At 27.0% G+C, this 25,227-nt stretch carries 23 protein-coding genes; 11 read left to right on the forward strand and 12 right to left on the reverse strand.

Features of this window, described 5'->3' with window-relative positions; translation table 11 throughout:
* Nucleotides 1-660: 660 nt before the first annotated feature.
* Nucleotides 661-1,389, reverse strand: coding sequence for an early set domain-containing protein (locus tag EPJ79_RS03420; protein WP_147738446.1), 729 nt, complete (start codon nt 1,387-1,389; stop codon nt 661-663).
* Between the two features lie 5 nt (nt 1,390-1,394).
* The gene (gene fliS, locus EPJ79_RS03425; protein WP_147738447.1) at nt 1,395-1,865 is read right to left on the reverse strand and encodes a flagellar export chaperone FliS; all 471 of its coding nucleotides are present in this window, start codon (nt 1,863-1,865) and stop codon (nt 1,395-1,397) included.
* Nucleotides 1,866-2,059: 194 nt separating this feature from the next.
* Between fliS and EPJ79_RS03430 the strand changes: the two genes are divergently transcribed.
* Nucleotides 2,060-2,782, forward strand: coding sequence for a polyprenol monophosphomannose synthase (locus EPJ79_RS03430; RefSeq protein WP_147735145.1), 723 nt, complete (start codon nt 2,060-2,062; stop codon nt 2,780-2,782).
* A 66-nt stretch (nt 2,783-2,848) separates the two neighbouring features.
* Here the strand turns inward: EPJ79_RS03430 and aroA are convergent, their stop codons facing one another.
* Together aroA and ftsY are read right to left on the reverse strand one after the other, a co-directional pair.
* A complete protein-coding gene (gene aroA, locus EPJ79_RS03435; protein WP_147738448.1) occupies nt 2,849-4,120 on the reverse strand; it encodes a 3-phosphoshikimate 1-carboxyvinyltransferase in 1,272 nt (423 codons plus the stop codon).
* Between the two features lie 51 nt (nt 4,121-4,171).
* Nucleotides 4,172-5,125: a signal recognition particle-docking protein FtsY gene (ftsY, locus tag EPJ79_RS03440; RefSeq protein WP_147739598.1), complete on the reverse strand. Its 954-nt coding sequence runs from the start codon at nt 5,123-5,125 to the stop codon at nt 4,172-4,174.
* A 356-nt stretch (nt 5,126-5,481) separates the two neighbouring features.
* On the opposite strand from ftsY, the gene EPJ79_RS03445 reads away from it, so the two are divergent.
* The 6 genes from EPJ79_RS03445 to EPJ79_RS03470 all read left to right on the forward strand — a co-directional run bounded on the left by EPJ79_RS03445 (nt 5,482) and on the right by EPJ79_RS03470 (nt 11,884).
* Nucleotides 5,482-6,531: a DUF262 domain-containing protein gene (locus tag EPJ79_RS03445; protein WP_147738449.1), complete on the forward strand. Its 1,050-nt coding sequence runs from the start codon at nt 5,482-5,484 to the stop codon at nt 6,529-6,531.
* Nucleotides 6,528-7,421, forward strand: a complete 894-nt coding sequence (locus EPJ79_RS03450) for an HNH endonuclease family protein (protein WP_147738450.1) — start codon at nt 6,528-6,530, stop codon at nt 7,419-7,421. Before EPJ79_RS03445 ends, EPJ79_RS03450 begins: the two co-directional genes overlap by 4 nt.
* 184 nt (nt 7,422-7,605) lie before the next feature.
* Nucleotides 7,606-8,541: a methionyl-tRNA formyltransferase gene (gene fmt, locus EPJ79_RS03455; protein ID WP_147738451.1), complete on the forward strand. Its 936-nt coding sequence runs from the start codon at nt 7,606-7,608 to the stop codon at nt 8,539-8,541.
* 19 nt (nt 8,542-8,560) lie between these two features.
* The gene (locus EPJ79_RS03460) at nt 8,561-9,226 is read left to right on the forward strand and encodes a PASTA domain-containing protein (RefSeq protein WP_147738452.1); all 666 of its coding nucleotides are present in this window, start codon (nt 8,561-8,563) and stop codon (nt 9,224-9,226) included.
* A gap of 95 nt (nt 9,227-9,321) precedes the next feature.
* Nucleotides 9,322-10,119: a class I SAM-dependent methyltransferase gene (locus EPJ79_RS03465; RefSeq protein ID WP_147738453.1), complete on the forward strand. Its 798-nt coding sequence runs from the start codon at nt 9,322-9,324 to the stop codon at nt 10,117-10,119.
* 31 nt (nt 10,120-10,150) lie between these two features.
* The gene (locus EPJ79_RS03470) at nt 10,151-11,884 is read left to right on the forward strand and encodes a DUF342 domain-containing protein (RefSeq protein ID WP_147738454.1); all 1,734 of its coding nucleotides are present in this window, start codon (nt 10,151-10,153) and stop codon (nt 11,882-11,884) included.
* Nucleotide 11,885: 1 nt separating this feature from the next.
* Here EPJ79_RS03470 and EPJ79_RS03475 read toward each other — a convergent pair whose 3' ends face one another.
* Nucleotides 11,886-13,169: a galactokinase gene (locus EPJ79_RS03475; RefSeq protein WP_147738455.1), complete on the reverse strand. Its 1,284-nt coding sequence runs from the start codon at nt 13,167-13,169 to the stop codon at nt 11,886-11,888.
* A 176-nt stretch (nt 13,170-13,345) separates the two neighbouring features.
* Here EPJ79_RS03475 and flgN point away from each other — a divergent pair, with 176 nt between their 5' ends.
* Nucleotides 13,346-13,855 (forward strand): flagellar export chaperone FlgN, encoded by a 510-nt coding sequence (gene flgN / locus EPJ79_RS03480; protein WP_021958214.1) that lies wholly within the window; start codon nt 13,346-13,348, stop codon nt 13,853-13,855.
* A 76-nt stretch (nt 13,856-13,931) separates the two neighbouring features.
* Here the strand turns inward: flgN and EPJ79_RS03485 are convergent, their stop codons facing one another.
* Nucleotides 13,932-14,135 carry a DUF1858 domain-containing protein gene (locus EPJ79_RS03485; protein WP_021958215.1) on the reverse strand — a complete coding sequence of 68 codons (204 nt, stop codon included), beginning with the start codon at nt 14,133-14,135 and terminating at the stop codon, nt 13,932-13,934.
* A gap of 538 nt (nt 14,136-14,673) precedes the next feature.
* On the opposite strand from EPJ79_RS03485, the gene EPJ79_RS03490 reads away from it, so the two are divergent.
* On the forward strand, nt 14,674-16,281 hold the full coding sequence (locus EPJ79_RS03490; RefSeq protein ID WP_147738456.1) for a peptide ABC transporter substrate-binding protein: 1,608 nt from the start codon (nt 14,674-14,676) through the stop codon (nt 16,279-16,281).
* A gap of 249 nt (nt 16,282-16,530) precedes the next feature.
* Here EPJ79_RS03490 and EPJ79_RS03495 read toward each other — a convergent pair whose 3' ends face one another.
* From EPJ79_RS03495 to EPJ79_RS03515, 5 genes are all read right to left on the reverse strand, one after another.
* Nucleotides 16,531-17,304, reverse strand: a complete 774-nt coding sequence (locus EPJ79_RS03495; RefSeq protein ID WP_147738457.1) for an amino acid ABC transporter ATP-binding protein — start codon at nt 17,302-17,304, stop codon at nt 16,531-16,533.
* Entirely contained in the window at nt 17,288-17,938 is a 651-nt protein-coding gene (locus EPJ79_RS03500; RefSeq protein ID WP_147738458.1) for an amino acid ABC transporter permease, read from the reverse strand. Before EPJ79_RS03500 ends, EPJ79_RS03495 begins: the two co-directional genes overlap by 17 nt.
* A gap of 177 nt (nt 17,939-18,115) precedes the next feature.
* A complete protein-coding gene (locus EPJ79_RS03505) occupies nt 18,116-18,817 on the reverse strand; it encodes a hypothetical protein (RefSeq protein WP_147738459.1) in 702 nt (233 codons plus the stop codon).
* A 103-nt stretch (nt 18,818-18,920) separates the two neighbouring features.
* A complete protein-coding gene (locus EPJ79_RS03510) occupies nt 18,921-20,975 on the reverse strand; it encodes a tetratricopeptide repeat protein (protein WP_147738460.1) in 2,055 nt (684 codons plus the stop codon).
* Nucleotides 20,976-21,179: 204 nt separating this feature from the next.
* Nucleotides 21,180-21,737 carry a GNAT family N-acetyltransferase gene (locus EPJ79_RS03515; protein WP_147738461.1) on the reverse strand — a complete coding sequence of 186 codons (558 nt, stop codon included), beginning with the start codon at nt 21,735-21,737 and terminating at the stop codon, nt 21,180-21,182.
* Nucleotides 21,738-21,857: 120 nt separating this feature from the next.
* Here EPJ79_RS03515 and EPJ79_RS03520 point away from each other — a divergent pair, with 120 nt between their 5' ends.
* Nucleotides 21,858-23,492, forward strand: coding sequence for an ankyrin repeat domain-containing protein (locus EPJ79_RS03520; RefSeq protein ID WP_147738462.1), 1,635 nt, complete (start codon nt 21,858-21,860; stop codon nt 23,490-23,492).
* Between the two features lie 7 nt (nt 23,493-23,499).
* Nucleotides 23,500-24,777, forward strand: a complete 1,278-nt coding sequence (locus EPJ79_RS03525) for a DNA methyltransferase (RefSeq protein WP_147738463.1) — start codon at nt 23,500-23,502, stop codon at nt 24,775-24,777.
* A 33-nt stretch (nt 24,778-24,810) separates the two neighbouring features.
* On the opposite strand, the gene EPJ79_RS03530 is transcribed toward EPJ79_RS03525, so the two are convergent.
* On the reverse strand, nt 24,811-25,122 hold the full coding sequence (locus EPJ79_RS03530; protein ID WP_147738464.1) for a hypothetical protein: 312 nt from the start codon (nt 25,120-25,122) through the stop codon (nt 24,811-24,813).
* Between the last annotated feature and the right edge of the window lie 105 nt (nt 25,123-25,227).

Raw genomic sequence — 25,227 nt, forward strand, 5'->3', positions numbered from 1 at the left:
ATTATTCTCATTATGATTAAAGCCGTAATTATAGCAAAAGCCATAATCTAAAAGACTTATTATTTCAAAATTATTAAAATTAAATTTTTTAAAAGTTGATTGCCAAGCCTTTACTTTTTTCGTCTTGCAATGAATTACATTAAAAAATAACTGAACTAACTTAAATAAAAATTTTGCAAAGAATAAATTTATCTCATGGTTGACGGTTGACGGTTGACGGTTGACGGTAACCCAAACTATAAGATAAATATTTTACTATCATAACTCTATCAATAAAATTAATATTTAATTAAATTATACAATATTAAAAAAATTAGTCAATAACAATTTAAATATTTTTTAACTAACTTTTAATTTATACAATAAGTTTAAAAATTAGTCAATAGTTTATTTTAAATTTTTTTCAATATTGATTAATTTAATTTAACAATATTATAAAATATTTAAAAAAATTATCAACTATTTATTTTAATTAATTGAATAATATTTTACAATATTTAAAATTTTTTGTCAATAATAAAATTTCAATATTTTTAATTAATTGACTATTATAATTATATAATATTTTTAAGGATATGCCAAGCGTTTTTAATAAAAATTTCTAAAAAATTTTTAATAAATTTATAAAAATATACATAAATTATAATTTATTTTTCATTATTATTTTACGACTTTATTTTGACTATAATTTATAACCGTATAAGAATGCAATCTTCCGTCATTTCCTTTATATACATTCATATTCAAAGGGTCGACTTCCCAAACTCTATCGACTACAAAATTATAATAATAATTTCCCGACTCGGCTCTTAAAGTTATTGTCCATAAATTATTTGAATAAATCATAGGATATCTTAAACTATCAAATCCTAATTTATCGGAAGTAAACATTACCTCTCTTGCAATATCGTTGCTGTAGAAAAATGTAACCGTTCCGTCAGAATTGTAAACGGGATTTTTATCGTAAAAACCTATATCTTTATCTAAAATAAAATAACTAACTTCTTGATTATTATTATCGTATTCCGTATTTGAGTTTAAAGGGTCGTTAATCCAAACTCCATTAACTCTATATCTATAATTATATTTTCCCGCTTTCAATGGAACTTGCCATAAATAATAAAAAATTCCATAAGAGTTTTTTATTAAAGGAATGCTATCTTCCCAATAATTAAAATCTCCCGAAACTTCAACCGAATCATAATTTTCAGCGAAAGTAAATAAAATACCGTCCTCTACTACTCTCGGAGGCATTACATCTTGTATATTATAATATTTTAGAATTTCCATTCTATTCATTCGCTCTTCGTGTTGTTCTATAGTTTCTACATCTTTATCGCCGCAAGATATTACGAACGCCAATATTAAAAACGAAATTATTTTTTTCATCAAAATTAACCTTTTGTATTTAATTTTATATTAGAATTATCAGAATTTTCTTCGTTATTATTTTTATTATTCTGCGATTTATTTGAATCTATATTTCCTTTAGCCGCTTTCTCTTCCACAACCGCCCAAGCGCTTTTTAATTCTTTAAGATATTTTATAACTTCCAATATTGGAGGTTTTGTTTTTGAAATATTTCCTTCGGTTAATTTTTGATTCATATAAGTATAAATTGAAGCGAGTCTATCGGCTATCTCGCCCGCTTCGTAATTTAAAGAAGATAAAAGTTCGTATATTATCTCTTGAGCTTTAACTATATTATTATGAGCTTCTTCAGTTCCATGTTTTTTATCTATAGAAACGCATGCCGATTCTAAAAATTTTATAGCGCCGTCATAAAGCATAACTATAAGCCTATTTTGAGATGCCGTGCTTATTTCAACCTTTTTATATTTTTGATAACCATCGGTAATAGCCAATGAATCCCCCCGAATATTTATATATTTATTATTTTTTTTATTATCGGAAAATGGCAAAAACCATAAAATACTTTTTATTATTAGTTAATAATATATATTATTATAAAAAAGTCAATTCTTTATTTTTTATATAATTATTGTATAATATATTAAATATTAAAACTAAAAATTAATTAATTTAATATGGAAGAAAAATGAAAGCTATAATAATAGTGCCGACTTATAACGAAAAAGACAATATAGAAAAAATGATAAATGCGGTTTTAGAATTGCCAAGCTATGTAGAAATTTTAGTCGTTGACGATAATAGCCCCGACAAAACAGCCGATTTGGTAGAAAAATATCTTGATAATAAAAGAGTTCATTTATTAAGAAGAGAAAAAAAAGAAGGATTAGGTCCCGCGTATATAGCGGGCTTTAAACATTCTTTTTCCTACAATCCCGATTATGTTATAGAAATGGATGCCGATTTTTCTCATGACCCAAATTTTGTAATAAAATTTATCGAAAGGATGGAAAATGAAAAATTAGATTTGGTTATAGGCTCAAGATATTGCAACGGAATAAGCGTAGTTAACTGGCCATTAAGAAGATTATTTTTATCATATTATGGAAATAGATACGCTTCATTTGTTTTAGGCTCAAAAATAATGGATATAACGGGAGGATTTAAATGCTTTAGAGTATCCGTCCTTAAAAATATGAATTTCGATAATATACTTTCAACAGGTTATTCTTTTCAAATTGAAATGAATTATTCTTTTGAAAGCAACGGTTATAAAGTGAAAGAAGAACCGATTATATTTTATGAAAGAAGAAGCGGACAATCGAAAATGTCAAAAAATATAATAGCGGAAGCATTATTTAGAGTTTTAAGATTAAAATTTAGAAATAAAAAAAATTATTTTAATAAATAATTTTTGATAACAATGTGTTGCAACCCATTGTTGTTATTAAATATTCAAACCAAAACAACTTTTTAATTATTCTTTTTCTTCCAACTTTGCGCCTATGCTTTTAAATTGTTCTATAAAATTAAAAGAAGATTTATTTATAGATTCGCCGTCATTTATAATAATTTCATTTTCGCAAACTATCGAAGCGACGCAAAGAGCCATAGCGATTCTATGGTCGTTATGAGATGAAGTTTTCCCGCCTTTTAATTTTTCCACTCCTTCTATAAATATTTCATCTTCGGTTGTAGTTATTTTTGCCCCTATTTTATTAAAACTTTCTTTCAAATCGTTTATTCTATCGCTTTCTTTATATTTCAATCTTCTTGCATTATATAATTTTGTAGTTCCTTTCGCCGTTGATGCAAGAGCGACTATAACGGGCGCTAAATCGGGAATATTTAAAATATCTATATCTAAAGCGTTTAATCTCAAATTCTTTTTAATCGTTATAGAACCGTCTTCGTTATATATAATCGAAGCTCCCATAAATTTTAATATATTTAATATCTCTTTATCGCCTTGAATAGAATATTTATTTAATCCGTATAATGCAACTTCGCCTCCTAAAGCTCCCGCCGCAGCAAAAAATGCCGCATGCGACCAATCTGATTCAATCTCATAATTAATCGGAGAATATTCTTGAGAGCCAAAAACTTCAATAACGCTATTATCCGACTTTTTTGAAGTTTCTATTTTTGCAGATTTCAAAGTTTTCAAAGTCATCATAACATAAGGAGCGGATTCTAATTCTCCTTCGATTATTATTTTTGAATTGCCTTCTAATAAAGGAAGAGCGAATAATAATCCGCTTATAAATTGACTGCTTATATTTCCTTCGACATTAAAATCTCCGCTTTTTAATTTTCCTTTTATTGTTAAACTATCTTTTTTTAAGTCGAAAGTTAAACCTTGATTAATCCATATTTTTTTATATGTATCAAGAGGACGAGAAAATAATTTTTTACTGCCTATAAATTTAGCGTTAATTCCTAAAGCGGAAACTACGGGAATTAATAATCTTAAACTGCTTCCCGATTCTTTTACATCAATTATTATATTGTCAATATTTTTATCTTTTGGAATAACTTTCAAACAATCTTTTTCTAATTTAAAATCGGCAAAATTAGAAATCGCTTCTTTTGTCGCCGTAATATCTATTCCTACATTTTCCATCCAAGGTTTTAAGACGCTTTCGCCTTTTGCTAAAAAAGACGCTATTAAAGCTCTATGAACATCGCTTTTGCTTATTTGAATATATACAGAACCAAAAATATCGCTTGGCTTAACTCTTAAAAACATATAAGACTCCTTTTTGGCAATTATTTTAATAGTTATTGAAATTATTGCAAATCATTTTAATATAGAATCTACAAAGTTTTCAATATCGAATTCTTTGAAATCATCGACTTTCTCCCCGTATCCTAAATAAAATATTGGAAGCGATAAATAATACGCTACGCTTATTGCCACGCCGCCTTTTGCCGAACTATCCATTTTTGAAACTATAGCTCCTTCAATATTTAAAGAATCTGTAAATACTTTAGCCTGCTCTATTCCATTATGCCCGACATTTGCATCAAGCACTAATATTGGAATAAAATTAAATTCTGAAAATCTTTCGGTTGATATTTTTTTCATTTTTTCAAGCTGTCTGATTAAATTATCCTGATTATGAAATCGTCCCGCCGTATCAACTATAACTATATCGGCGTTTATAGATTTTGCCTTATCCAAAGCGGAAAACAAAACGCTCGCAGGGTCGCCCGCTTGCTGTCCTTTCACTATAGAAACCGACAAACGATTTGCCCATTCTTCAAGCTGTTCTATTGCCGCAGCTCTGAAAGTATCCGAAGCCGCTATTATAATATTATGTTCTTTTTTTAATAGATTCGATAATTTAGCGATTGTCGTAGTTTTTCCAACTCCGTTTACTCCGACTATAAATAAAATATTTTTTTCTTTTAATTCCAATTTTTTTTGTATAAATTTTGATATTAGAATTTCTCTCAAACGATTTTTTGCTTCCGTTGGTTCTTTAATATTATTTTTTTCTATAGTTTCTCTTAATTTTAATATTATATCTTTAGTCGTTTCAACTCCCGCATCCGCTTTTATTAATATGTTTTCTAAATTGGCAAAAAACTCTTCGTTAATAGCCGAAGTATTGAATAAAGCCGAAAGCGAAAATTTATTTTTTGAACCCGTTAATGAAACTTTGCTTTTATTATTTTTTTTAATAAAAATTAAAATTATGGCTATAATTATTATTAAAATTATAGCGATTATAAATATTATATTTGGCATTAGCATTAATTATATTCTCCGTTTAACTAATTATTTTTTAATTATATTGAAAAATATTATATAAACTATAAATATTTTTTCAAGTTTTAATTTTATTGTTTATTTTTTTAATAATATCGTCATTTATGAGACTAAAGTCCGCATTTGGTTAGCAATACACTTTTAATAAAACTTACTTATTTAAGATAAAAATGCAAAATATTAAATAAGTGAATTTTATTAAAAATTGATTATTTCAGAAGATACTTCGCTATGACGAGTAGAAGTTCAAAAAAATAATAAAAATAGTTATCTCAATAATTTACTTTTTTCATAATTTGATTTATTATAGAGGAATATTATAATTAGGAGATTTTATGTTTGCTACACATTCAAATTTAGACAAGTTAATAAAACAGCCTGATACACAATTTGTTATACCTGTTTATCAAAGAAATTATGATTGGACAGAGAAACATTGCAAAGTTCTTTTAAACGATATAATGGAAGCTGGTAAAAATAAAAAAGGACATTTTATAGGAAGTATAGTGTATGTAACCGATAATAAACCTGCCACATCTGTTAAAGAATTGATAGTAGTCGATGGACAGCAAAGGTTAACTACGATAACACTAATATATTTAAGATTATATAAACTATTAGATGAAATTGGAAATCAATCTCTTAAAGATAAAATACACGAACAATATTTAATAAATAAATTTGCAAGCACGCCCGATAAGAAAATTAAACTAAAACCAACTGCGAATAATGATAAAGCTTTAAAACATATATATGATAATGTAAAAATAAGCATTAATGAAAAATCTAATGTAATAGATAATTATATATTTTTTGAAAAAAATATAACACAAAATAATTATAAAAATGTATTAGAAGGATTAGCAAATCTTATATTTGTCGATATGGCTTTAGATAGAAATATAGATGACCCTCAAAGAATATTTGAAAGTTTAAATTCAACGGGACTCGATTTATCTCAAGGCGATTTAATAAGAAACTATATTTTAATGAAGTTAGACTCTCCACAGCAAATAGAAATATATGAAAAATATTGGGAATATATAGAAAAGGACGCTAAAGACGAAAGTATTAATAAGGATATGGTTTCCGATTTTATTAGAGATTTTATGACAAGCGAATATAATAAAATACCAAATAAAAGCAGAGTTTACGAAGAGTTTAAAGAAAAATATTCTATAGACAATTTGAATGAAATAAAAAACTATTTGGGAGTATTAAAAGAATATGCAAGTTATTATAATAAATTATTAAATCCTAAAAAAGAAAATGATAAAGATATATCATTGAAACTTGATAATATAAAATCTTTAGAGGTAAATGTATCTTATCCTTTTTTCTTGAAAATTTATAAAGACTATAACGACAAAATTATAGACAAATAGACAAAAATAATTATGTTAAATCATTAGAAGAATATTTATGCAAATTAGAATTTAGTCTAAAATTTCCAAAAGACGAAGAATTTATATCTAAATTTAAAGAAAAAAATATTTATGAGAGTATAGCTCAAAAAAAGAAAATGTATTTGTTTAATAAATTAGAACAAGGTTTAGGCAAAGAAGTTGTAGACTTTAATAAAACGGATTTGACTATAGAGCATATATTTCCACAAAATCCAGATGGCGCTTGGGAAGAAGATTTAACGGAAGAAGAATATAGTATTGCAGAAAAGAACCTTCATAAAATAGCTAATTTAACATTATCGGCTAATAATGGAGCGCTTGGAAATAAAAGATTTATAGAAAAAAAGAATATGAATATTGATAATGGACAGCAGGGTTATATATACAGTAGCCTTTGGCTTAACGAATATTTAAAACAAATAGAGGAATGGAAGCCAAAAAATATTAAAGAAAGATTTGAGAAAATTAAAGAAAGATTTTTGAAAGTTTGGAAATATCCAAATGTAATTATTACAAATGGTAATGTTGAAGTAGATATATTTGAGGCAGACGACCCTACGGGTAAAAAATTAGAATATATTAAATTCAACGGAGAAGAATATAACGATATAACGGATGTATCAAAATTATTCTCTTTTATTTTAAAATATTATTACAGTGAAAAAGAGGAGTTATTTTTTACTGATGAAATTCAAAAAGTAATAAAAATAACAACGAATAAAAAAGAGCTTGTATCGGATTATCCTATACAATTAAGCGATATATATTATGCAGAAAATACTTATAGCAGCGATAAAAAATTTGATTTGATAAAGAAACTTATTGATATATTTGATAGAGAGGATGAACTTCTTATAAAATATAAATAATTAATATAAACTATAGATTAAATTATAAATTTGTATATACTTAATAATATAAGTTATTTTAAGGAGAATTTTATGATGAACAAAAATTTAAAAGATAAAGAAAATATATGCAAAATATTTTGAAGTCGAAATTCTACCTATTTATTAATTTGACTTTTAACGATAGCCATATATAATAGAATTTATGTATAATGTTATCGTTGCTGGTTCTACCGATTTTACGGCTGATTGTATTTTGCAATTAATGAAAATGGATAATGTCAATATATCCTCTATAATAGCGCCTGTAGATTCTAAAAAAGACAGAAAGGGAAATATAATAATTTCTCCTACAAGTAAAATTGCTTTAGAAAATAATATTAAACTTTTGAAACCCGAAAATATTAACTCTGACGATTCTTATAAAACTTTGTCGGATTTGAAACCCGATTTTTTAATCGTTGTAGCTTATGGAAAAATTTTGTCGAAAAAAACTTTGTCAATTCCTAAAATAATGCCAATAAATATTCACGGTTCGCTTTTGCCTATTTTGAGAGGAGCGAGTCCCGTTGAGCATGCTTTATTATACGGTTTTGAAAAGACAGGAACTACATTGCAAAAAATGGATTATAAACTTGACGAAGGCGATATTATACTTCAAGACGAATTTGAAATTTTAGAAAATTGGCAATTTTACGAATTATACGAAGAAATTAAAAAAAGCGGAGTTTCTTTATTAAAAGAATTTTTTAGCGATGTAGACAAATATATTTCAAATCTGAAAAAACAGGACGATAAAAAAGCGACTTATTGCGGAAAAATAAAAAAAGAGGACGGAAAATTAGATTTTACAAAAGACGCTTTAATTTTGCATAATATGACTAAAGCCTTTGTTAGATATCCAACCGCGTTTTGTTATTACGATAATTTTATGATAAAAGTTTTTAAAAGCGAATATAAAAAATCTGATAATAAATCCGACTTTGGAAAAATTATCGAAGTTAATAATAACGGAATTTTTATTCAGGCTTTAAATGGAGTTTATATTATAAAAGAATTGCAAAAAGAAGGAAAAAAAAGGCAAACTGTGAAAGAATTTTTATGCGGAAATAAATTAAATACGGGCGAATATTTTAAATAGAGGAGTTTAATTATAAATTATGAAAGAGATGCAAAATAAATTAAATAATCAGATAGATAAATTAAAAAAATTATATAAAATCAAATTAAAACCTAAAATTACTAAATTCTTTAAAATGATTTTTCCAAATAAAATAATGAATAATCGAAATTCCGCTTTGGTTTTTAAGAGATTAATTTTATTCGCTTTATTATTATTCGTATTGCAATGTTTTGTAGTTTCAATAGTCGTGTTTATTGTGGTAAAATCTGGAGGAAAATCTTTTGTTCTTCCCGATGTTCAAAATAAAGGAATTTACGAAGCCATTAAAATTTTAGAAAAAGAAAAAATTAATTTAAATATTCAAGCTCGTTATTTTAATAATTATCCTTTGGGAACTATAGTAAGCCAAGAGCCTAAAGGCGGCGTAAAAATTAAAAAAGGCAGAACCGTATATTTAGTAGTTAATGCTCCCGAAGAGATAACCGTAAATATGCCAGATATTATAGGATTAAAATACGAAGAAGCGCTTAATATAATATCGAACGATGTTATAAGTAAATTGCCTAATGTTATTATTAACAATAAAGTAGAATCAAGAGAGGATATTCAAGAAAACAATATAGTTTTATCTCAAACTCCTTTGGCTAATGAGATTATAAAATCCGACTCGGAAATAACTTTAATCGTTAATAATAAAGAATAAAATTAAAGAGTAAAAATGAAAAAACTAAACAAAATATATAATAAAAATTGTAAAATTTTTTCCGAAAATTTTAATTGGAGATATATATAGTTAAAATGAATAATGTATGCGAATTCTGTAATAGCAATGAGTCCGAACTCTATATAAAATCCGATTTGGTAAGCTATAATAAATGTTTAAATTGCGGACTTATATATCAATTTCCCGTTATAACTAAAAAAGAAATAAACGCTATATATGATGACAATTATTTTGAATACGAAATTGCGAATCAGGAAAATTTTTTTAAGTTGATAAGACTCGCGTTAAAAGATATAGAATTTGAAAATATAAAAAAAGAATTTCCAAATAAAAATGTTTTAGATATAGGATGCGCTACGGGAATGACTCTTAATTATTTTAAAAACGAAGGCTACGATACTTACGGCATTGAAATTTGCTCTTCTTCTGCGGAATATGCAAGAAAAAATTATAATTTAACCGTTTATGAAAAAAGTTTAATTGATATAGGTTTTGAAAGCGATTTTTTTTCTTTTATACATTTTTCGCATGTTATAGAGCATGTTCCAAATCCCGCCGAAACTTTAAAAGAAGTTTATAGAATACTCGCTAAAGGCGGTTATTTGGCTATCACGACTCCGAATGCGGACGGAATATTTGCTAAAAAATATAAATCTAAATGGCGCGCGGTTATGCCTCAACATTTATGGCTTTTTTCAAAAAAAACTTTATCTCAATATATGAAAGATATTGGATTTAATATTATTAAAGATTTTTCTTGGGGAAGTATTCCTATAGAAAAGAATACGAATAAATTTATAAAATCATTTTTTGATAAATATGTTAAAATATTTAATAAAGGCGATGTAATGCTTTTTTTATGTAAAAAGTAAAATATAAAAAATAAAATATTAAGGAGATATTATGGCTACAGAGAATAACGGTTTGCTTTCAATGGACCCAAATAATTACGAATACTCTTTCGACAATACGATTAATATAAGAGAAATATACTATAAAATAGTGGACTCTGAGCCTAATAATCAGCATTTATACGAAGAGATTTCAAAAAATTATGTGACTATAGGCGAGCAGATTTTAAAATCAATAAGCAAGAGAGCGGGAATTAAAGTCGGTAAAAATGTTAAATTCGATAAAATGACGGGCGTATACAGAAGCGCGGTTTACGGTTATGTCGTTTATGACGGAATGAATTCGGTTTCGGTTATTCCCGTTATAAATGTTTCAGAAAAATGGCGCGGAATAATGGTTTTGCCTCCTCAAAAAAATGTAAAAAAACAATTAGGACTCGATGATATTAATAGTATGATTTCAGAACTTCCAATTCAATTAATGGTTAATTACGATAGGATAACGGAACTTGTCGAAGAAAATTTAAAATTCAACGAAGGAGTTTGCTGCGTATTTGTCGAAGGAAAAAAACCAATCGATGGAAATGTGCAAAAAGTTATACTTGATTACGATATGTCGATAGAAACGGGAAAAAAATCCGAAGACGGAAGCATAGATTTTAAAGAAAGAAGTTTTATTCATAATATAGAAGCGGGAGTTCAAATCGCTCATTTTATTCCAGAAAAACCAGCCATTGACGGACTTGATATATATGACGAAGTTATGGAAGCTAATTATGACGATGACCCATGCTACAAAATAGGAAATAATCTTAAAGTTGAAGCTGACGGAATAAATATAAAAAGCGCGATAAAAGGAATATTGGTAAATAATAATAATACTATATCCGTAAGCAATGTTATTGAAATTGAAAAAGTCGATTTGTCTACGGGAAATATAGAAGTTGACGGTTCGGTTATAATAAAAGAAAATGTGACGCCTGGATTTAGCATTAAAACCGAAGGCGATATAAAAGTAAACGGAAATATTGAGGACGCTAAAATAAACTGCGGAGGTAATTTAATTGTGTCGGGCGGAATAATAGGCGGACCAGATAGCGATATACATATAAACGGAAAAGTTTACGCATCTTTTATAAGAAACGCTAATTTAATTTCAAACGGCGATGTTATAGCCAATCAAATAGTTAACTCAGACATATCATGCAATAATAGAGTAATAGTTTTGGAAGGAAAGGGCGTTATAATTGGAGGAAATATTAAAGCCTTAAACGGAATTTGGGCAAAAAGTATAGGAGCTATAAGCGAATCAAAAACTACAATAATAGTAGGGCGAGATGCAGAAGCTGACGCATTATTTAAAAATATAGTGACGACTATAAAAACAAATAGAGAAGAGATAAACAAATATAAAACTTTATTAGGAGCGGAATATTTTAAAGACCCTAAAGCTTTTATACAAAGAATACCAGAAAATAAAAGAGAAGCTATAAAAAATATATTGAAAAAAGTTACTAATCTTGTAAAAGAAACTGCAGAATTGGAAGAAAAAAGAAAACAAATGAGCGAAGAATTTGAAAAATTATCAAATAGTAGCGTTTCTTCAATGGAAGGATTTTTTCCAGGCGTTACGGTTTATATATCGAATATAAGAAAATATGTTACTAAAAAAACATCAGGCACAGAATATTTTTATTCAAAAGAATTAAGAGATATTTCAGAGAAAGCACCGAAAACTTTGCCTCCCGAAGAATATGCGGTTATCGATATTAAAGCGGATAGATAATTTATATTTCGCAAACTGGAATCTGTCTAATTTTTATTTTCTTTGCGCTTTTATCTCCAAATACCGAATTCATATAATTAGTATATTCTTCAACTTTATCTAAAGGTATTAATGCTTGAATAGTCCCAGCAAAACCTCCGCCATGAACTCTGCAAGCGCCATCTCCTTTCAAAAAATCTTTTGTAAGCATTAAAGCCAAAGCGACTCCCATATTTTTTGAGCTTGTAGTAGAATAGCAATTTTGCAAATACATAAAACTTGAAAGTCCAGAATCGTTCATAAGATTTATATATTCTTTAATATTATTATTTTTCAAAGCGTTGATTTGATTTATAACTCTTTCGTTTTCCGTTATAAAATGATAAGCTCGCATTAAAGCTCTGTCTCCAATTTTCTCTCTTATTTTTGAAGCGTTTGAAATTAATTCTTCTTTTGTTATATCTCGGCAAACTTCTTTTGAAAAATATTTTGCAACGGCGTTCATTTCTTCTCTTATAGCGGAATATTCTCCCGTAAGCGAACTATGGTCTCCTTTAGCGTCAACTATCATAAGCGCATAACCCGATTTTTCAAAATCGTATTCCACTTTTTCTATTATAGGAATTTTAGGATTTTTAAAATCTATTGAAATTATTCCTCCAAGCGAACATCCCATTTGGTCCATTAATCCGCATGGTTTTCCGAAATAAATATTTTCCGCATATTGTCCAATTAAAGCTATTTCAGTTTTTTCTATTTTATTTTCGTTATAAAGAGAATTTAAAATTTCGCCGATTAAAGATTCAAAACTTGCAGAACTGCTAAGTCCGCTTCCTATAAGAACTCTATTATTTAAATAGGCGGTAAATCCTCCGATTTTATAACCCGAATTTTTTAATCCAGAACAAACTCCTCTTATTAAAGCGTTTGAATTTCCAAATTCTTTTTTATCAATTTCCAAATTATTTATATCTATTAAATCGGGAGTATCATAGCCGTTCGTATAAACGATTATTTTATTATCTTCTCTTTTTGAAACTACGGCTAATTTATCCAAATTAATTGAAGCCGTTAAAACGCAACCGTTATTATGGTCGGTATGATTTCCCGATAATTCCGTTCTTCCCGAAGCGCTGAATATAAAAATATTTTCCGATTTGTCAATTTTTTGAAATTCATCTAAAACCGAAGATAATCTTGAATAAGCTTCTTCTATAGAATTTTTATCTCCGCCGTAAATTCCGCTAAACTTTTCGGACATTTTTTTATTTTTTAATAATTCTTTTAATTCGGATATTTTATACATTTTATTTGCCTTTAATTTAATTCAAATCGTATAAATAATATATAATTATAAAATTTTGTCAAAGGATTTAAATAAAAATATAACAAAATTCAATGTTCCGTAATAAAAAAATTATGTAAAGTAATTTATTTAATTATCGATAATTAATATATATAGATATTAAAGGACGGTATTTTATGTTTGATTTATACGAAGAACTTACTAAAATTGAAATACTTCTTTCAAAAGAAATAGAAGTTTACAAAATTTTATTGGAAGACGAAGAAAAAAAAGTAAATTCTATTATTAATACCCGATTGCAGGATATACATCTATATTGCGAACATCAAAACGATAAGATGAACGAAGCGAACGAATTAAGAAAAATGAGAGAAAATATTATAGATATAATAATTTTAAATAGATTTCCTCATTTATCTGAAACGGCGACTTTATCGGATATTATAAGAAAAATTCCTTTAAATAAAACTTCTAAAATATCCGCTATGCGTTTGGAATTAGTGACTTTAATAGCAAGATTGAGGCATTTAAATAAATTATCTCCAAAATTATTTGACGAAACTTTTAGCTTTTTCAAAGATATGAAAGAAGTTTTATATAGCAGTAAAAAAGTCGGTTATAATAATAAAGGCAAAGAATATGTTTTTAACAGAAAATTATCCGCTTTAATAAATAAGCAAGTGTAATAATAAATTTTAGAAATTTAAAGAAGCTTTATAATCTATAAAAAATTATAAAGCTTTTTTATTTTACGATAATTGATTATTTACCGCATTTTTCATTGATTTCATTAACTAAATGCTCGATTTTATCATCGCTCATTCCATGTCCGCGACAACCTTCTTCCAAACTTTCCCAACTTGCCACATGACAGCCAACGCAATGAAGCCCATGACTCATCATTATTTCAACCGAATCTGGAAATATTTGAATTATCTCGCCTATGCTCATAGTTCTATTTATCATAATTTTACCTCTCTTCTTAATTTTAGTAATTATTAATTATAATATAATATATTTTTTTGTCAAAGCGTAAAATAATTGAGACTTATAAATTTATTGTTTTTAAAATTTATAAATTTATTTAATTTTTTTTATTATTCTTACCTTCCTTAAATACCGTAATACCGCTATCGCGAGCGACCTAAATGGATAGTGGTAATCCACATTTGAAAAAGTTAATTTCAAAATTTAGTTTTATTAATCGTCAAACAGAAGCTAGCGACTGCCCGCTGTAAGCATAAGTCTTCAATTTTTAATTCTAAAGTGTATTGCTTTGCCTTACCAAGACTAAAGTCCACAGAGTGAGGCGGACAAGTGTCACGGCATTGGCTAACAATGACCGACTATATTAAAAAAAGCATTAAAAGAAAATTATATATTGCTTACTCTTATTTTATAATAAATATGTAATTAATTAAAAAATATACTTTATTTATATATTGACAGAATAAATTAAATCTATATAATTTATTAATAAAATTTAGATTAAAAGGATTCAAAAATGAAAAGAATAATTATAATTTCATTAACAGTTTTTTGTTTAGCTTTTATTATTTCATGCGGAAATAAATCTTCAAATAATAAGGTTATAACTATCAACGCGGGACCTCAGCCGAAAACTATAGACCCGAGTTTGAATACCGCTTTGGACGGATGCTATTATGTTATACATGCGTTTGAAGGTTTGACTACAAAAGATAAAAACGGGAATATAGTCGGCGGAGTCGCTGAAAGTTGGGAAGAGTTTGACGATGGCGCAAGATATATATTCCATTTAAGAACAAATGCAAAATGGAGCGATGGCAAACCAGTTTTAGCGGAAGATTTCGTTTATACTTGGAGAAGAGTCGTAGACCCTTTGGTTGGAAGTCAATATAGTTTTCAGCATGAACCCGTGAAAAATGCAAAAGATATTACGGCTGGAAAATTGCCCGTTGAAAGTTTAGGAATAAAGGCTATAGACGATTATACTTTAGAAGTTATTTTAGAAGCTCCTACCGCTTACTTTTTGGATTTGGTAGCGTTCCCTACTTTTTATCCCGTTAGAAGAGATATTATAGAAGAGTTTGGAGACGCTTGGAGTTTAAATGCAAAAACTTATATAGGAAACGGACCTTTTATAACCTCCGAAATAAATCAAGATGAAAGTATTATAATGATTAAAAATACAAATTATTGGAATGCCGATTCTGTAGTAGCCGAAAAGTTAAGATTTATTTTAATGCAAAATGAAACATCTTCGGTTGCAGGAATTAAAGACGGTTCTATAGATTTTGCAAGAATAGTTCCAACGCAAGATATACCGACATTAAAAGAAGAAGGATTATTGCAAATAAAACCTATGCTTGCATCTTATTTTTATTGTTTTAATGTAACAAACGAAATATTAAAAGATATTAGAGTTCGTAAAGCGCTTGCTTTGGCTATAGATAGAAATTATATAGTCGAGCAAGTTATGAAAGGAGGCGAAACTCCCGCTAACGCTTTTGTTCCTTTTGGAATAAGAGATGCGGATATTAAAGAAAGTTTTAGAGAAAATGGAGGCGGATTTTTCGACATAAGCCCTAAAAATTATCAAAATAATATTGAAGAAGCTAAAAGATTAATGGCGGAAGCGGGATATCCAAACGGTAAAAATTTTCCTGTTTTTGAGTTTAAAGCGGACCCTGGATTTCATATATCTATATTTGAAGCCGTTCAGCAAATGTGGAAAGAAAATTTAGGAATAGACACAAAAATAATTCAAGAAGAATGGGCGGTATTTTTGCAAACGAGATACGATAAAAATATTACAATGGCAAGAGGCGGATGGTTTGCGGACTTTAACGACCCAATAAATTTCTTGTCTTTATATACGAGCCATTCTCCAAATAATTATAGTTCTTATAGCAACGCTCAATATGACGCTTATATTCAAACGGCATTGACTACGGGAAATCAAAAAGTTAGAATGGATGCAATGCATAAGGCTGAAGAATTGCTTGTAAACAGTTTCGCTATAGTTCCGATTTATTTTTATACAGAGCCGTTATTAGTTTCGCCTAAATTGAAAGATGTTTATTATGACGCTTTGGCTATGCATAAATTTGTTTACGCTTATAAAGAATAGATTTTATTATTTTTTTCATCCTAAACTAATAAAATAAGGCATGTATATTTATTATATATGCCTTATGATTTTTTATATTTTCTAAAATTTTATAACTATAAAATATTGATTTATAAAATATTTGTTTCTATATTTCTACTTTATAAACTCTAATTTTTTTTAATATTATCAATACCAAAATTTTATATATTATATTTTATAAAAATTCTTATGTTATATTATGTTAATAATTTTCATTTTATATAATAATTATTTATGAAAAATCTTATTAAGAAAATCAATTATTCTTTCATTTTTCTGATTATTAAAAAAATCTTCCGAATTATCCATTGCAATAATTTTACCATAATCCATAAAAGCTATATTTGTAGAAAGCTCCCTAACAAAACTAATTTCATGGCTTACTACTATCATAGTCATTTTTTCTTCGGCAAGTTCTTTCAAAACGGATAAAACTTCGCCTATAAGTTCAGGGTCCAAAGCGGAAGTTGGCTCATCGCATAAAAGTATTTCGGGTTTCATAGCAAGCGCTCTCGCAATGGCTACTCTCTGTTTTTGTCCTCCCGACAATTCATTAGGATAACTTTCGCTTTTATCTTTAAGTCCGACTCTATCTAAAAGTTTTAAAGCTTCTTCAATCGCTTCTTCTCTATTAATTTTTTTTGCTATAATCGGAGCTTCTATAATATTTTCAAGCGCCGTTTTATGCGGAAATAAATTAAAATGCTGAAATATCATTCCCATTTTTTCTTTTCGTTTCATCATATCGGCATGCGATAAATTATTTTTTTTATCTTCTTTAGTTTTTGAAAATAATATCTCTCCGTCTATATAAACTTCGCCGTAATCGGGACTTTCAATTTGTATAATATTTCTAAGTAGAGAACTTTTGCCAGCGCCAGAAGGTCCAATAATAGAAAGTATATCGCCTTTATGAACATCAAAAGAAACGCCGTTTAATGCGGAAATATTTTTATAATTCTTTTTTAAGTCTACTACTTTTAAATTAATTTCTGATAACATATTTTCTCTCCAATCGTCTGAATATAAGAACTAAAACCGAAGTGAATATTAAATATATTATTCCCGCTATAACGAAAGGCAATAATTTAAAATCTCTCGTTAATATCTCTCTTGCATGAAGCATTAAATCGCCAATTCCTAAAACTATAACAAGCGCCGTATCTTTAACTAAATTTATAGCTTCGTTTGACAAAGGAGGCAAAACTCTTCTAACCGCTTGAGGCAAAATTATTCTCGTCATAATCTGTCTATGATTTAAATTAAGAACATAAGCCGCTTCATATTGTCCTTTTTCTATACTTTCAATTCCCGCTCTGAATATTTCCATAAGATAAGCGGAATAATTTAAAATAAAAGTTATAGCTGCCGAAGTAAAAGCTGGAAAAGCTATAAAATTATTTGTCATTAAAGGAATTCCATAATAAAAAAATATTAATTGCAATATTAAAGGAGTTCCTCTAAATATCCAAGCGTATATATCAAAAATATATCTTATAAATTTTGGAGCGCTAAATTGCAAAGCGGCAAAAAGCATAGATAAAGGCATTGAAAATAAAGCCGTTACAAAATAAAGGCTTAAAGTCATATAAGTTCCTTTAAGCAAATAAATAGTCGTGGATATTATATATTCCATAAAATTTAACGCATAAAATATTAATTTAATCGAATAGATTTATTATAATGTTATTTATAAAAATTTTCAATAATATATAACTTTCAATTTATAATTTTCAATAAACAATAAAAAATAAGACGGCATTATTTATACCGTCTCGTTTATAATACTACGCAAAAAAGAAAACTATTGCCGTTAATTTCCGAAATGAAGCCCTATATTAAGTCCTATGCTTAAAGAAGGATAAGCTGTTATATAAGGACCATAACTCCCAAATAGAGCTTTCCCATCATCGGAAAATTGGTATATCATAAAATCAACTCCAACATTAATTCCGCCTACCAAAGCTAATTTTCTTGCTACAAAAAATCTCTGCTCTACGAATAAATCTACATAAGGAGTTATAGGAGGAGGAATAGGAGAACTAAATTCAATCTTTGGAGCGACTAAAACTTTAGCGCCTAATCCAAAACCAATAATTGTATCTCTCGGAACTAAACTATTAATACTTCCAAATATAAATTTTGTAGCAAGTCCAACGCCTAAATTAAATCCTTCTTTCTTAAGGAAATCTTTACCGTCGTTAGTCGAAGTTCCCATAGAAAACTGTTCAATTTTTATATTACAAAAAACGCCTATTCCTTTTAAGGAATTAGTCTTAGGAAACTGATAACCTATTTGCACAGAACCGCTAAATCTCGCTTCGGTTGAACCTTTAACCCTTAACCTTCTCGTATTAGCTCCTGCTGTTGCATAGAAATTAGTGCCATCCGTATAAACTGACTGCACAATTGGCACGCCAAAAGACGCTGCAAGTTGTCCTAAAACATCGACTTCAAATGCTGCAAAAACTCTACTAAATCCAACCAAAAAGATTATTAATACTAGCTTTTTCATAAGAATACCTCTTAAATATCCGCTTAATTCTATATATAATAACAAACTTTTATAATTATGTCAATACTTTACTTATAAAAATTTATTTTATATCGCTATTAAATTATATCAATAAATATTTAACCGAACCATTCTCTTTAACGGCTTTATATAATTTAATATCATCGTTATTTAATATACATTTTATTAATTTAATATCAAATTCATCGCAATTATTCGGCAAATATATAGCTTTCACTTTTAACCCCCCAAATTTTTCAATATTTTCTTTAATTAAAAATAAAATATTGAAATCATAAGCTTTTTTATTATCGGAAAATATCGAAATCAAAGAATCGTATTTTATATCTTCCGTAATAAATTTAGCTTGTTTTCCATATATTTCTTTATTATTATCGGAGTTTTTTATAATAGCTACACTATTTAATTTTGAAAAATAATATTCTACGCATATTGTATTATTGCCGTAATCTGAAATATTTTTTATATTAGAATTAAAAGAAAATAATTTTATTTTATTAATTATTGGCTCTATAGCTTTTAATTGTTTTTCGTTTAATTTATCTTTCAATAATTCTTTTGAGTTTTTAAAGTTAATTTTATTTTCAAGAATTAATTTTAAAGTTTCAATATCGTATTCCATAGTTTCATATATAGAAGAAATATTATTTATATCGTTATTATACGAATTATTTTCAATACTTTTAATTAAACATTTTTCAAACAAAATTAAAAAATCGTTATATTTTATTAATCTTTTTGTAAGCAAATTATAAGACAATAAAAATATATTATAACTTGCAAAATTATTTTCCGATTTATAATTATCTAAATATTTATGGTAAGTTTTTAAAATAGAATCATAATCTTTTTTTAAATAATACAAAATAGCCAAATTATTATAAACATAGAAAGGAGTTTTATAATTTAATTTCGACATAATTTTATTATAATATTCAATAGATTTATTATAATCTTTAATATAGAAATAGGAAATTGCAAGTTTATTATATATATCCAACTTGTCTTTAATAATTTCTAAATTTGTTAAATTAAAATTCTCTATAGTTTTTGTATAATTTTTTAAATTGAAATATGCAATAGCCAAATTATTATAAACTTCGTAATATTCTCCGTTTATCTCAATCGCTTTTTCAAAATATTTTATAGACTTCTCATATTCCGAATTTGATAAATAACATAAACCGATTAAATTATAAGCTTTATAAGAATTCTCGTTTTTCTCTATAACTTTTTTAAAACATTCTATAGCTTCGTAATAATAACCTTTAGAATAATAAGAAAATCCTAATTTATAATAATCTGAAAAATAATTTTCTGAAAATCTTTTAGCCTTATCAAAATATAAAGCGGCTTTATCAAAATTTTTTTTATTAAAATAAATCGAAGCCAAATTATTATAAGCGCTTGCATATTTCGGATTAATTTCTATAGCTTTTGTAAAATATTTTATAGCTTTATCATAATCTTTTAAATAAGAATAAATCGCTCCCAAAGTATTTGCTATTTTATAAGAATTTTGATTATGCTGAAGAAATTTTATAAGACATTCTATTGCCTTATCATAATTGCCAATTTTATAATATGACATTCCGAGCATATCGTAAGCTTTAAATATTCTTTCGTCCAAACTCTTTGAATGTTCAAAAAATTTTATCGCTATATCGTAATTTTTATTTCTATAATAAAACAAAGCCAAATTATTATAAGCCTTGTCGTATTTCGGATTTATCTCTATTGATTTGTTAAAATATTCAATCGCTTTTTTATAATCGTTTTTTTTATAATAAGTTATTCCAAGCAAATTGTATGCCGAACATGAATTTGGAGTTATTTTTAAGATTTCATTAAAACAATTTATAGCTTTATCGTATTCGCCGATTGCATGGTAGCTAATTCCAAGCAAATTATAAGCCTTGAAAGTTTTTATATCTACTTTTTTTGCTTCCTCAAAATATTTTATCGCTTCTTGAAATTCTTTTTTCTCTACGCAAATCTGCCCTTTATACAAATTCGCTCTATAATTTTTAGGAACTTTTTTTAAAATATTATCCAAAATATCTAAAGTTTTATCGAATTCATCGCTATTTATTTTGTAAGAAATTTCATTTAAAAGAGTATTAATATTATTATTCATAAAAAAACCTTATGATAATATTGTAAATTATATAAATATTATGTCAACTAATTTTTTAAATATTATTTTTATAGTTTAATATTTTATATAATAAATCTAACTATAAAGTAGTAAAATGGAGTAAATTAAATTGCAAAAATTTATTTGCTGTCGTTATTAAATCGCTATTATTCAAATTGTTATATATTTCAAAATTACAATAAATTATTTATAAAAATATTCTCTTTTCAAAATAGAATAAATTAAACAATCTGTAATTCCGCTATTGTCTTTCAAAGCGTCTCTCAAAATGCCCTCTTTTTTAAGTTTGCATTTAAGCATAACTTTTCCCGAGTAAATATTTTTTTCGTTATGAGCGGCTTCAATTCTGTTTACCTTTACCTCTTCAAAAAAGAATTTTATTATTCTTTCAAAAGCTTCGGATGTTATACCTTTATTCCAATATTTTTTTGAAATGCAATATCCTATATGAACCATCTCTATACTGTTGTCATTTTTAACTACGCTTATACTTCCTATAGCTTGATTATTTTCTTTTAATACTATAGCCCATTGATAAAAATCGCTTTTATAATAATTTTCTATCCAGCTTTTCAATATTTCTTTAGTTTCTTCGATATTTAAATGAGTTTTCCAAGATAAATATTTTGTAACTTCATTGTCGCTCGCCCAATTATTATACATATCTGTAGCGTCTTCAATTTTAAATTTTCTTAAAATAAGTCTGTCGGTTTCTAAATTAAATGTTCCCAAATGTTGCATAATAATATCCAATATTATGTTAATAATTAAATTATATATTAAAAATAAATTAATTGATATTTTATTTTTTTTATTATATTATTTTATTATAATAAAGTTTTTATAAGCGGGTATTTATTTATGAAAAGAAATATAAAAATTATTTTGGCTTTAATTATAGTATTTGCCATTATATTAACGGCTCAAGAAAACATTCCAAATATTTTCGCTTTAATAAGGGCAAATAATACTCAAGAAGTAAAAAAATTAATCTCACAAGAAGGTTTTGATATTAATATACAAGATGCAAACGGAAACACGCCTTTAATGCATGCGATTCTAAAAAGAAATCAACAAATGGTTCAACTTATAATAGAAGCTAAAGCTAATGTAAATATAAAAAATAAAGACGGAATAACGGCTTTAATTTTTGCCTTAACAAACAGAAACGATAGAATATTCAATATGATTATAGAATCGGGAGCGGATATTGAAATTAAAGACAATGACGGAAATACGCCTTTAATGTATGCGGCTATGAATAAAAATCAAATATTGGCAAAAACTTTAATAGATGCTAAAGCTAATGTAAATATAAAAAATAAAAACGGACTAACCGCTTTAAATTACGCTTTAAATAGTGGAAATAATGAAGTCGCTAAAATGCTTATTGAAAACGGAGCGAATATAAATATAAAAGACGAAAAAGGCAATACTATTTTAATGAATCTCGCTTATAATAATAATTATTCTTTGGCAAAAGCAATAATAGATACGAAAGCCGATATTAATGCAAAAAATAAAGAAGGATTTACCGCTTTAACTTTCGCCTCTTATAGAGGAAGTTATAGCGTGGCGAAATTATTAATCGATTCTGGAGCTGATATTAATGTTAAAGATGCAAACGGAAATACGCCTTTAATATATGCTTCTTTTAATAATTATACAAATGTTTTAAAATTATTAATCGATTCTGGAGCCGATATTAACGCTGCAAAAAATGACGGATTTACCGCTTTAATGTTCGCTTCATATAAAGGAAGTTATGCAACTGCAGAAATGCTTATTGAAAACGGAGCCGATATTAAAATGAAAGATATAAACGGAAACGATTCTTTTATGTATGTAGCTTATAATAATAGAATAAATCTTATTCCTTTATTCACTAATTCTGTAAATGTTAATTCTACTAATAATGTAGGAAGAACGGCTTTAATTTTAGCTTCTATTAACGGAAATAGAGATATGACTCAAGCCTTGATTAATTTGAAAGCGGATTTAAATATAAAAGATAAAGATGGAAATACGGCTTTAATGTATTCTACTTTTAATAATAAAATCGCTTTAGTTAATATATTTATAACTGCGAAAGCGGATTTAAATATTCAAAATAATATAGGAGCGACAGCCTTAATTTTTGCCGCTATGAACGGATACGATAGAATAGTGAGAACTTTAATAGATGCGAAAGCGGATATTAATATAAAAGATTATTATGGAAACACGGCTTTAATGTATGCGGCGGGAAGAGGAAACGATAAAGTTATAAGAATATTAAATAGAAACGGCTCAAATATAAACGCTCAAAATAGAGTAGGATATACGGCTTTATTCTTTGCAGCAGTTAACGGTTATGAACAGGTTGTGCAAATGCTTATAGAATTAAACGCCGATGTAGATATAAAAGATAATTACGGAAAAACCGCTTTGATATATGCGAAAGAAAAAGGTTATGACAGCATAGTGGAATTGCTTACGAAAGCAAGCGAAGGTTAAAATATAAATGACTAATCATAAAATATATTTCGGCGATAGTAGAGCTTTAAATAAAATTGAAGACAAATCGGTTCAATTAATTATAACTTCTCCTCCTTATTGGCAATTAAAAGATTACGGTTCTAATAATCAAATAGGATTTAATAATAGTTATGAAGAATATATAAATAATTTAAATCTTGTTTGGATGGAATGCGAAAGAATTTTATCTGAAGGTTGCAGATTATGTATAAACATAGGCGACCAATTTGCTCGTTCTGTTTATTACGGAAGGTATAAAGTCGTCCCAATAAGAACGGAAATTATAAGATTTTGCGAAACTTTAAAAATGGATTATATGGGCGCTATAATTTGGCAGAAAGCGACAACAATGAATGCTTCGGGAGGCGGAGCTATAATGGGAAGTTTTCCATATCCTCGAAACGGCATTTTAAAAATAGATTATGAATTTATTTTAATATTTAAAAAATTAGGAAATCCTCCAAAACCGACTTTAGAACAAAAAGAAAATTCTATTATGACAAAAGAAGAATGGAATCAATATTTTTCTTCGCATTGGAATTTTAGCGGAGTAAAACAATCGGAACATATAGCTATGTTTCCCGAAGAATTGCCTAAAAGATTAATAAAAATGTTTTCTTTTTCGGGCGAGACGATTTTTGACCCGTTTTTGGGAAGCGGAACTACGACTTTAGCTGCAAAAAATTTGGGAAGAAATTCTATAGGATACGAAATCAATAAAGAATTTGAACCTATTATTAAAGAAAAATTAAATATAAATCAATTAAGTTTAGACGAAGATACGATTGAATTTTTATTAGAAGATAAAGAAAATAATAATTATTCTTTCGACAAATTGCCTTATATATTTGAAGACGCTCATAAACTTGACAAAAAAATTGATATTAAAAAACTAAAATTCGGTTCTAAAATCGACAAAAATAAAAACGAAAATAAGAGAGAATTATTTTCCGTAAAAGATGTTGTCTCTCCAAATAAAATTATTTTAAATAACGGACTCGAAATTAAACTTCTTGGAATAAAAGAAAAAGATAATTTCAAGCCTCAAGCGATTAATTATTTGAAAGAAAAATTTAATAAAAGAAAAATATATTTGAAATACGATTTACAAAAATACGATAAAAATAATAATTTAATGTGCTATGTTTATTTGGATAATAAAACTTTTATTAATAATCATTTGATAAGAACGGGCTATGTCGATGTTGAGACTAATTTTGACTATTCTTGTAAAAGTAAATTTATTAAATCTTTGCCAATATGAATTTTATTTATTATTCAAATTTGATTTTTAATTTTACTCATTTTTAGCATTTCTATAGTTATTAGTAGTTATTTGTATCCTTTTCTCGATGCCTTTAATACGATTTTTAAGATTTTCTATATATTCATTAAATTCTTCTTCAGTTTCTGCTAAATAATATCCTTTATTACATGCAAGCACTGGAAGATTATCCGTCTCCTCTATATCCCGTATAATTTCACGAGTTTTAGCATGAGTATCGTCTTCATTTATGCCAACTTTATTTGCAATTTCTCTAGATTTTATAGCATTCGTTTTTCCACGATGTTCTAAAATAATTTTTTTAACTTCTTCAATTTCACTCATTAAAATACTCCTTAAAAATAGTTTTATAATTAATATGATAACATTTTTAATTACTTTGTCAAGTATTAAATTATATGTGCCATTACCTATAAATATTGTATTACT

This window comes from Brachyspira aalborgi (assembly GCF_008016455.1).
Classification (GTDB): domain Bacteria; phylum Spirochaetota; class Brachyspiria; order Brachyspirales; family Brachyspiraceae; genus Brachyspira; species Brachyspira aalborgi.